The organism is Streptomyces sp. NPDC051555, from assembly GCF_044454405.1.
Classification (GTDB): domain Bacteria; phylum Actinomycetota; class Actinomycetes; order Streptomycetales; family Streptomycetaceae; genus Streptomyces.
On sequence record NZ_JBITDP010000013.1, the window covers coordinates 244,030 to 254,627 of the forward strand.

The window sequence follows — 10,598 nt, forward strand, 5'->3', positions numbered from 1 at the left end:
CCGGTCTCGGGAAGGGGCGGGGAAGGGCCGGCCCCGCGCAGCGCCCCCGCACCCCCCGCCCCCCACACCCATGCCCCCCGCCCCTCACCCCCAAGGCAAAATGACCCTGTGCGGTACCTGATCCTCGGCAACACCCAAGCCCGTGACGATTCCGGCGCCCCCCTCCCCATCGGCGGCGCCCGCCTCCGCGCGCTCCTCGCCGCCCTCGCGCTCCGGGCCGGCGGCCCCGCCGTCCCCGTGTCCGTCCTCATCGACGAGATCTGGGGCGAGGACCCGCCCCACGACGCACCCGCCGCCCTGCAGGCCCTCGTATCCCGCCTGCGCCGCACCCTCGGCGGCAAGGACACGGTCCAGGCCGACCCCACCGGCGGCTACCGCCTGTCCGCCACCCGGGACGACGTGGACCTGTACGTCTTCCAGCGCCTGGCCCGCCAGGCCGCCCAGGCCCTCTCCGCGCCCCCGCCCGGAGCGCGGCCCCCCGCCGAGGTCCTCGGCACCACCGACATCCTCCACACCGCCGACATCCTCCGCACCGCCCTGGCCCTCTGGCGCGGCCCGGCCCTCGCCGACCTCCCCGACCCCGCCACCCGCGCCGCGCACGCCATCGGCCCGGAGGCCCGGCGCGCCGCCGCCGTCCGCGACCTCATCGAGGCCGAACTGCGCACCCCCACCACCGATCCGGCCTCTCTGCTCCCCGAGATCGAGGCGCTGATCGCGGTCCACCCGTACGACGAGCCCCTGCGCGCCCAGCAGTTGCGCGCCCTGCGCGCCGCCGGCCGCACCGCCGACGCGCTCGCCGCGTACGACCGCACCCGCCGCGCCCTCGCCGACGGCCTCGGCACGGACCCCGGCCCGGAACTCACCGCCCTCCACGCCGACCTCCTGCGCCCCATACCGGCACCCGCGCCCACGACCACACCCCCCGCCCCCGGCCCCGCCCCCACCGAGCGCCGCGGCAACCTCCGCCCCCGCCTCACCTCCTTCGTCGGCCGCGAACCCGAACTCGCCGCCCTCCACACCGACCTGTCCCGCGCCCGCCTCGTCACCCTCACCGGCCCCGGCGGCTCCGGGAAGACCCGCCTCGCCGAACACGCGGCCGCCCGCCACGCCGAGCGCACCGACCCCGCCACCCCGGCCACCCCCGCCGAACCGGTCTGGCTGGTCGAGCTGGCCCGCCTCGACCACCCGGCGGCCGTCCCCGGCGCGGTCCTCAGCGTCCTCGGCCTGCGCGACACCGTCCTCGTCGGCCGCGAGAAGCCCGTCGCGCAGGACCCCACCACCCAACTGCTGGAACACTGCGCCCAGCGCCGCCTCCTCCTCGTCCTCGACAACTGCGAGCACGTCATCGGGGCCGCCGCCGAGCTGGCGGAGCGGCTGCTCACGCACTGTCCGGGCGTGCGGATCCTGGCCACCAGCCGCGAACCCCTCGGCGTGCCCGGCGAGAACGTCCGCCCCGTCGAACCCCTCCCGCCCGACCACGCGCACCGCCTCTTCGCGGAGCGCGGCGCCGCCGCCCGGCCGGGGTTCGCCGTGGCCGACGACCCGGCCGCCGTCGCCGAGATCTGCGCCCGGTTGGACGGGTTGCCGTTGGCGATCGAGTTGGCGGCGGCGCGGCTGCGGTTGTTGACCCCGCGGCAGATCGCGGACCGGTTGGACAACCGGTTCCGGTTGTTGACCAGCGGGAGCCGTACGGTGCTGCCGCGCCAGCAGACGCTGCGGGCGGTGGTCGACTGGTCCTGGGAACTGCTGGACGCCGACGAACGCACGGTCCTGCGCCGCCTGTCCGTCTTCGCCGGCGGCTGCGACCTGACCGCGGCCGAAGCCGTCTGCGCACGACGCGACCCCGACTCCGACTCCGACTCCGAACCCGACGCCTGGTCCGGGACCGACATCGCTGATGTGGCCGACGTACTCGGCGCCCTGGTCGACAAGTCCCTCGTCGTGGCCGACCCGGCCCCGGTCCGGGTCTCGCCCGGGGTCTCCTCCGCCGCCGAGGGCGCCACCGCGATGCGCTACCGCATGCTGGAGACCATCCACGAGTACGCCGCCGAGCGCGCCGCCGAGGTCCCCGCCGACCTGGCCGCCACCGTCCGCCGGCACACCGCCCACTTCACGGCCCTGGTCGAGGAAGCGGAACCCCGCCTGCGCTCCTCGGCCCAGCTTCCCTGGATCGTGCGGATCGAGACCGAGCTGGACAACCTGCGCGCCGCCTTCACCGCAGCGGTCTCCGACGCCGACCGGGAGACCTCCCAGCGGCTCATCTTCGCCCTGGGCTGGTTCTGGTGGCTGCGCAACTACCGGACCGAGGGCGCCGAGTGGACCGGTCGGGTGATCGAGCTCGACCCGGTGGAGCCGGCCGCCGACACCCCCGCGTACTGGCGCTGGATGCGCCTCCAGCTCCTCCACGTGTTCCTGCTGTCGGAAACCCTCCCGGCCGGGGAGTTCCGCACGCCCGAGCGCCTGGCCATGGCCGATCGCATCCAGCGGGCCTTCCGCAGACCCGGCCCGGAGGCCGCCCGCTTCCCCGGCATGCTGTGGCCGCTGACCTGCTACCTCACCGGCGACTCCCTCGACTTCCACGCCGGGCTCGACGAGACCGTCACCAACTGCCGTGAGCACGCGGGCGAGTGGGAGCTCGGGGTGACCCTCATGCTCCGTACGCACGTCGCCATCGACATCACCGGCGGACTGACGACGGTCGACGAGGACCTGGCGGAGCTCCACGAGATCGCCCGTCGCGTCGGTGACCGCTGGACCCGCGCCCAGGTCTCCAGCGCCGCCGGCGAGGTCGCGCTCTCGCGCGGCCGGTTCGACTGGGCGCGCGCCGAGTACGAGGAGTGCCTGCGCCTCGCCCGCGAGGTCGGCTCGCACTTCGAGGCGCCGTTCGCGCTCGCCCGGATCGCCGAGACCGCCTACTGCCTGGGCGACTCGGCGGACGCCCTGCGGCTGCTGGCGGAGGCCGACGCCGAGGCGTACGACACCCAAGTGACCGACGTCCTGGCCTTCTCCCACCTCCTCGGCGGAATGATCGCGCTCGACCAGGGCGATACCGTCCGGGCGCGCGCCGAGCACGAGCGGGCCGGGGTCGAGTCGCTCCGGGCGAACGTGCCGCCGCAGTTCGTGGCGGGCCTGGCGAACCTGGACGCCCGGCTCAAGGCGCTGGAGGAGGGTCCGGCCGCCGCACTGGCGGTGATCGTGCCGACGCTGGAGAAGGCGTTCACCGAGCACTGCGCGGAACGGGTGCTGGCCGTCCTCGCCGAAACGACCGCGGCGCTGCTGGCGGACGTGGACCGGCCCGCCGGGTCCGTACGCGCGCTGGCCGCGGCCACCGCCTGGCGCGGCGGGTTCCCCCGGTCCGTACCCGAAGAGGCACTGGTGCACGCCCTACCGGCCCGCAACAGCTCCACCCTCGGCCAGGTCGCCTACGACCGCGAGGCGGCGGCGGGCGCGGCCCTGTCCCCCCGCGCTCTGCTCTCGGACCTGAACACCCCCTGACCACCCCGTCCCCAGCCTTCGAGCCCGCCACGATCCGACACCCGAGCCGCACCACCCCAGCCCCGCCGGCGTTCGAGGCACCCCTGGAGCGCCCACCTCCTGGCCAGCCCCCGCCGCCCTGGCACCCGAGCCGCACCATCCCAGCCCCGCCGGCGTTTGAGGCGCCCCCGGAGGGCCCACCGAGCCGCAGGCGCCCCCAGCCGCTGGCGCCCCCCAGCCGCTGGCGCCCCCAGCCGCTGGCGCCCCCCAGCCGCTGGCGCCCCCAGCCGCAGGCGCCCTCGGCCGGTTCACCGACAGCTGATCACCGAGTCGGCCCAGGCGGCCAACGTCAGGTCGGCGCGCCGATCGGCATGCTCCACGACCAGCCGCAGCGTCTTGCGACCGGTGAGCGGGACCTCGACCGGCACCGCGGGCTCGCCGTAGGAGACCGGGGCGGACCGCCACAGCCGCACCCTGTCGCCGTACACGGAGAAGCGCACGGCCCCGTCACCCGGCAGGGACAGCCCGTCCACCCCGGCCCGCGCGGAGAAGGAGCGGCACACGCGGTTCAGGGTGATCTCCACCGAGGACCGGGCGTTGACGGTGATCCCGTGCCCGTAGCGCCGGTCGCCGACCACCAGCCCCCACCGCTGCCACACCCAGCTGCTGCGCCAGGTCTGCACCTCGGGCCCGTCGTGGTCGCCGAGCGCGGACTGCTCCAGTCGCACCAGCTGGTAGCCGGTCGCGGGGGCGGGCGACGGACTCGGCTTGGGCGAAGGCCGCGGGGGACTCGGCGTCGCCCGCGGCGGGCTCGGCTTCGCGGGGGTCGGCGCGGGCGGCGAGGACGACCGGGGCGGCGACGGCGAGGGCGCGTGCGGCGCCGAACCGCGCGGCGACGGTACGGGCGCCCGCACGACCGGCGGCCGCGGCGCGGGCGCATCGGGCTCAGGGGAGAGGGGAGCAGGGGCGTGCGGGAGCGCGGGCGCGACGGCGGTCGGCTTCGGCGCCACCTGGGCCTCGGGCTTCGCGTCGTCCCCGGCCAGCGCGAACACCACCCCGGCCGCGGCGGCCACCACCACACCGGCGGCGATGGCGGCCTTGGCGGGCAGCCCCAGCCCTTCGGAGGCCAGCGCCCCCGCCCCCGAGGCACCGGCCCCGGACCCACCGGCGGCCCCCGCCGCCCCGGCCCCGGCCCCGGCCCCGGCCGTCGAACCGCCCGCGGCCGCCGCGGCGGCCCCCGCACCGCCCGCGGCCACGACCCCGCCGGCCACCACCCCGGCCGCCTTGACCGCGTACCCGGCGGCGAACCACCCGATGACCGCGACCGGAAGCAGCGCCGGGATCCCGGCATTGACGTCCTTGAGTTCACCGGCGACCAGCCGGCACTTCACGCACTCCTCCAGGTGCTTGCGCAGCCCCCGCTCGGCCCGCACCCGCAGCCCGCCCCGGGCATGGGCGCCCAGCCGATCGGCGTAGCGGGCGCAGTCCCCGCCCTCGCTCAGCGCGGTGCTCACGTGGGCCTGGAGGTAGGCCTGCTTGAGCCCCTCCCGGGCCCGGCTGGCCAGCACCGCCGTCGCATTGGGGGTCAGCCCGAAGAGCGGGGCGATCGCGCTCGGCGAGGCCTCCTCGACGGTGGTGTGCCACAGCACGGCCTGCCACCGCTCGGGCAGGCTGCGGAAGGCCTGCATGGCCAGCGACTGCTCGGCCTCGTGCATGGCCCGTACGTCCGCGCCCAGTTCCAGGGTGTCCGCGCCGGGCGCCAGACCCGTCCCCGCCTCGGCTCCCGCGCCGGCCTGCTCCGCGAACAGGGCGAAGTCCTCGACGAGCTGCTCCCGCTTGGCGGTCTTCGTCCAGGCCGCGGCGACCCGACGGACGGTGGTGAGCAGGTACGCGCGCACCGCCTGGTCGGGCCCGGCTCCGCCGCGCACCGCCTGGAGGGTCCGGGCGAACACCTCGGCGGTCAGGTCGTCGGCGGTGTGGGCGTCGCGGCAGCAGGTGCGCGCGTAGCGGCGTACGGAATCGGCGTGCCGCCGGAAGAGCTCCTCGTAGGCGCCGTCGTCACCCCCGCGCATCCGCGCGATCAACTCGGCGTCGGACGAGAGCGGTTCCGCACCGGCCGCACCGGCAGAGCCCGCCGACGCCGCGCTCGCAGCGGAGGTCCGGGCGCCGCTCGGTTCGCGCTGGGCGGGGACCTGCCGGGCGGGCAACTCACCCGCGTCGGACTCGCCGCCGGGGCCCGCCGCACCGGAGACCGGATCTTCCCGCCCGTCAACGCCCATCGCGCAAGCCCCCGCAGGACACACTCAGCCGGTACACCGAACCAGCGTGTCACACGGCGACCGCGCACCGGACCGCTCCGGACGGCATCCACTCATCCGGGCAGGATTCGGCGAGTTCCCGCACCCCACCTCACCCGTCCGGGTGACCGTCCGTTCGAGGGGCCCGCTCCACGGATTCACCCGCGGGAGCCGAACGCGCGGCCGGTCCACCCGGTTTCCCGGCGGACCGACCGCGCGAAGGTGACTCAGCCGTGCCGGTCCGCTCAGACGGTCCGCGAGCGCAGCCCCTCCAGCAGGATGTCCAGCAGTCGGGCCGAAGCGGCCGCCTGCTGGGCCGGGTCCGGCAGTGCGGGCGCGGCCGTCGCGATGACGAGCAGGACATCGGCCACCGTGACGTCGCGGCGCAGTTCACCGGCCTCCCGGGCGCGGTCGACCAGCCGGCCGACGACCTCCAGGAGCGCACCGGCGCCCGCGTCCTCCGACGGCTCGTCCTCGATCGAGGTACGCCCGCCCACGACCCGCAGGTCCGGCTGACCGCCGACCACCACGGCCTGCCGCTGCTGCGGCACCCGCGCCGTGTCCACGGCTTCCAGCACGTCCTGGCCGTCCTCGTTGGTCGAGCCGACCCGCAGCACCTGCGGCGGCAGCAGCCGCCCGGCGCCCGAGGCGACGGAGGTGCGCAGGAAGCGCGACAGCGCCTGCCACGGCTCCTCCTCCTGGCCGAGCGCGGCCCTGGCCTGCTCGGTCAGCCGGGAGGTCTCCTCCTCGGCTATGCGCCGGACCAGGACGTCCTTGCTCGGGAAGCGCCGGTAGACGGTGCCGACACCGACGCGGGCGCGCCGCGCGACGTCTTCCATCGGAGCCCCGTAGCCCAGTTCACCGAACACCTCGCGCGCGGCGCGCAGGACGTGTTCGAGGTTGCGCTGTGCGTCGACCCGCAGGGGCGTGGAGCGGCCCACGCCGTGCGAGGTTCCACCAGCGATCACACGAGTGGCGCCCTCGGCCGAGAGCGCGGTCGCAGACCCATGGAAATCGGAAATGTTCATATGTTTCCCCCGGTAATCATTTGTCTCCCCCCGGAGACAGTCCCCGCCTTCGTGTCGAGGGGGGCCACAGTCATGTGGGCCCTGGTCCTAACTCCTCGACGGGCTACGAACATAGTTGAGCCAGAGTCAATTCAGAAGAGGCAGCTCCGTACGGACCATCGCTCGATCGGAGCATTGACCCCCACTTTTCCGTTCCAAGCCCCCGGAATCACCCCCTCCGCACTGCCTGACCTGCGCACCTCACCTCCCATCCACATCTGTGAACCAGCCCTTCACACCCCCACCTCCGGTCACACAATTTGTCGAGCCTGTGGACAAACTCCCGGCCACGTTGCGTCATGGGATGGTGAAGGCTGCTAACTCCCGGGGCTCGGCCCCCGGCACCCCGCCCCGGACACGCATCCTCGTCGTCGGCGGAGGTTACGTCGGCATGTACACGGCGCTCCGGCTCCAGCGAAAGCTGAGAGCCGACGAGGCCGAGGTCACGGTGATCAGTCCCGAGCCGTACATGACCTACCAGCCGTTCCTCCCGGAGGCGGCCGCCGGCTCCATCTCCCCGCGCCACGTCGTCGTACCGCTGCGCCGCGTGCTGGACCGCTGCCGCATCGTCGTGGGCGAGGCCCGCAGCATCGACCACGCCAAACGGACCGCGACCATCACCACCCTCGCCACCGCCGAGGAGGGCACCGGCGCCGTCGAGATCGAGTACGACGAGATCGTCGTCGCCCCCGGCTCGGTGTCCCGCACGCTCCCCATTCCGGGACTCGCCGAGTACGCCATCGGTTTCAAGACCGTCGAAGAGGCCATCGGCCTGCGCAACCACGTCATCGAACAGATGGACATCGCCTCCTCGACCCGCGACCCGGCCATCCGCGACGCGGCCCTGACCTTCGTCTTCGTCGGCGGCGGATACGCGGGCGTCGAGGCTCTCGCGGAGCTGGAGGACATGGCCCGTTACGCCGCCCGGTACTACCACAACATCAAGCCCGAAGACATGAAATGGGTCCTGGTGGAGGCCAGCGACCGGATCCTCCCCGAGGTCGGCCCCGACATGGGCAAGTACACGATCCGGGAGCTGCGCGCCCGCAACATCGACCTGCGCCTGGAGACCCGCCTGGAATCCTGCGCGGACCGCGTCGCCGTCCTCAGCGACGGAGCCCGCTTCCCCACCCGCACCGTCGTGTGGACCGCGGGCGTCAAACCCCACCCCGTCCTCGCCGCCTCCGACCTGCCCCGCAACGAACGCGGCCGGCTCGCCTGCACCGCCTTCCTCACCGTCGCGGGCGTCGAACACGCCTGGTCCGCCGGAGACGCGGCCGCCGTCCCCGACATCACCGCCGCCGCACCGGGCACCGAATGCGCCCCCAACGCGCAGCACGCCGTCCGTCAGGCCAAGGTGCTCGCGGACAACCTGATCCACGCCCTGCGCGACGAAGTGCTCACCGAGTACGCCCACAAGTACGTCGGCTCCGTGGCCTCCCTCGGCCTCCACAAGGGCGTCGCCCACGTGTACGGCCGCAAGCTCAAGGGCTACCCGGCCTGGCTCATGCACCGCGTCTACCACCTGAGCCGCGTCCCCACCTTCAACCGCAAGATGCGCGTCCTCGCCGAATGGACCCTCTCCGGGCTGTTCAAGCGCGAGATCGTCTCCCTCGGGTCCCTCGAACACCCCAGGGCCGAATTCGAACTCGCCGCGGGCGGCGGACCCAAGGAACCCCCACCCCCGTCCGCCCCCAACCCCCCGAAGGACAGCCAGCGCTGACGTTGTCAGTGTGGTCGGCCACACTGGACGTGTGACCATAGGTGGGCTCACACCTGCACAGAGTGACACCGCCGAGCGACCGACCACGAGCGATGTAGCGACCAATAGCGACACCACGAGGCTTGAACGCAGTGAACTTCACGCGCTGGAGCGCCCGGTTTCCAGGAACGCAGCGCCGCGCCGCCGCCCGGACCGAACATGCCGCAGCCCAGGCCAAGCGGGGCGAAGGCTCCGTCCCGGCAGCCCGCGGCGTCCGCGCCGACCCCACCGGCAGTGGCACCGAGCGGAGCCCGTCCACCCAGGACGGCGGCCCCGCCGGCCCCACGGACCCCACCGTCTCCGGGACCGGAACCGGATCCGCCGCAGCGCTCGCCGCGGTGCCCTCCCTCGACGTGCTCTCCGTGCGCGAGGTCCTCGGGTGCCTCCCGGCCCGCGTCGCGCTCGTGCACGGTCCCGAGCACCGCATCGCCTACGTCAACGACGCCTACACGGCGGGTTTCGGCCCCCGGCCCACCGGCGCCGCCGCCCACGAAGCCCTGCCCGAACTCGGCGAGCTCGGGCTGCTCCCGCTCCTCGACCAGGTCCTGCGCAGCGGCAAGCCCCGTACCGCCAAGAACCGCAAGGCACCCGGCGGCAGCTCCTACACCGCCACCTGCACCCCCGTGGACTTCCCCGAGGCCGACGGCGCGGGCCGCAGCGCGGGCGTACTGATCCACCTCGCCGACGTCACCGACCACGCCGAAGCCGTCGAACGGCTGCGCACCGCCGAGCGCCGCCAGCGCGAGGCCGTCGTCACCCTCCAGCGCTCCCTGCTCCCGCAGGAGCTGGAACAGCCCGACGACCTGCGCATCGCCGCCACCTACCAACCCGGCGGCACCGAGGCCGCGGTCGGCGGCGACTGGTACGACGTCATCACCCTCGGCGCCGGCCGCACCGCCCTCGTCATCGGCGACGTCATGGGCCGGGGCGTCCGCGCCGCCGCCGTCATGGGCCAGCTGCGCACCGCGGTGCGCGCCTACGCCCGGCTCGACCTGCCTCCGCACGAGGTGCTCCAGCTCCTCGACGGACTCGCCGCCGAGATCGACGCCAGCCAGATCGCGACCTGCGTGTACGCCGTCCACGACCCCAGCGAGGGCCTGCTGGCCTACGCCTCCGCGGGCCACCTGCCCATCCTCGTCCGCGACGAGGACGGCACCGTCCGGCGCGCCGCCGACCCCACCGGGCCCCCGCTCGGCACCGGCGGCTGGCTGCACACCTCCGGCACCATCGCGCTGGGCCCCGGCTCCACCGCGGTCCTCTACACCGACGGCCTCGTCGAGCGCCGGGGCGAGGACATCGACGAGGGCGTGGCCGCCCTGGAACGCGCCCTCTCCGGCGCCCTGGGCACCCCCGCCGTCATCTGCGACCGGCTGATGCGCGCCCTGGGCGTGGACGCCGACCACGACGACGACGTCGCCGTGATGGTCCTCCAGCAGCCCGCCCGCGTCGGCTCGGAGGCGGAGCTCTTCCACAACGCGGCCCTGGAGCTGCTGGGCGGCATCGAGGCGGCCCCGCGCGCCCGGGCCTTCGCCCAGGGCGTCCTCGCCTCCTGGCGCTTCCCGATGGAGCTGTGCGACCTCGGCGTGCTGGCCGCCAGCGAACTCGTGGCGAACTCCCTCCAGCACGGCACGCCGCCGATGCGCCTGCGTCTGCGCCGTACGGACCGCCGCCTGATCATCGAGGTCACCGACGGGGACGACCACCTGCCGCGGCGCCGCCGCGCCGAACCGGCCGACGAGACGGGCCGCGGCATCTCGATCGTCGCGACCATCGCCTCCTCGTGGGGCACCCGGCGCACCCCGGGCGGCGGCAAGGCCGTCTGGTGCGAGTTCGCCCTCCCGGACAAGAAGCCGGGCGAGTAGGGGCGAGGGCGAGGAGCAGGACGCGGGGGGGGGGGCCCCCCCCCCCGCCCCCCGCCCGGCCCCCCGCCCCGCCGGCCCCCCCCCCCCCCCCCCCCCCCCCCCGCGCGGGGCCCGCCCGCCGCCCCCCCCCCCACCC

Annotated in this window: 5 protein-coding genes; 3 read left to right on the forward strand and 2 right to left on the reverse strand. The window is 75.0% G+C overall.

The annotated features are described in order from the left end of the window. The first annotated feature begins 108 nt into the window (after window positions 1–108). Window positions 109–3,495, forward strand: coding sequence for an ATP-binding protein (locus ACIBEA_RS25985; RefSeq protein WP_399264789.1), 3,387 nt, complete (start codon window positions 109–111; stop codon window positions 3,493–3,495). Between the two features lie 287 nt (window positions 3,496–3,782). Here ACIBEA_RS25985 and ACIBEA_RS25990 read toward each other — a convergent pair whose 3' ends face one another. Together ACIBEA_RS25990 and ACIBEA_RS25995 are read right to left on the reverse strand one after the other, a co-directional pair. After that, entirely contained in the window at window positions 3,783–5,753 is a 1,971-nt protein-coding gene (locus tag ACIBEA_RS25990; protein ID WP_399264791.1) for a sigma-70 family RNA polymerase sigma factor, read from the reverse strand. Window positions 5,754–6,016: 263 nt separating this feature from the next. Then, complete coding sequence (locus ACIBEA_RS25995; protein WP_399264793.1) at window positions 6,017–6,799, reverse strand: TetR/AcrR family transcriptional regulator; 783 nt, start codon at window positions 6,797–6,799, stop codon at window positions 6,017–6,019. Between the two features lie 343 nt (window positions 6,800–7,142). Between ACIBEA_RS25995 and ACIBEA_RS26000 the strand changes: the two genes are divergently transcribed. Further along, window positions 7,143–8,561 (forward strand): NAD(P)/FAD-dependent oxidoreductase, encoded by a 1,419-nt coding sequence (locus ACIBEA_RS26000; protein WP_399264795.1) that lies wholly within the window; start codon window positions 7,143–7,145, stop codon window positions 8,559–8,561. A 131-nt stretch (window positions 8,562–8,692) separates the two neighbouring features. After that, a complete protein-coding gene (locus tag ACIBEA_RS26005) occupies window positions 8,693–10,462 on the forward strand; it encodes a SpoIIE family protein phosphatase (protein WP_399264836.1) in 1,770 nt (589 codons plus the stop codon). Window positions 10,463–10,598 lie beyond the last annotated feature (136 nt).

What these genes read in the sequence shown, in the direction of transcription:
- ACIBEA_RS26000 (WP_399264795.1), top strand. Translation starts at nt 7,143, where the DNA reads ATGGTGAAGGCTGCTAACTCCCGGGGCTCGGCCCCCGGCACCCCGCCC.
- ACIBEA_RS25995 (WP_399264793.1), bottom strand. Translation starts at nt 6,799, where the DNA reads ATGAACATTTCCGATTTCCATGGGTCTGCGACCGCGCTCTCGGCCGAG.
- ACIBEA_RS25990 (WP_399264791.1), bottom strand. Translation starts at nt 5,753, where the DNA reads ATGGGCGTTGACGGGCGGGAAGATCCGGTCTCCGGTGCGGCGGGCCCC.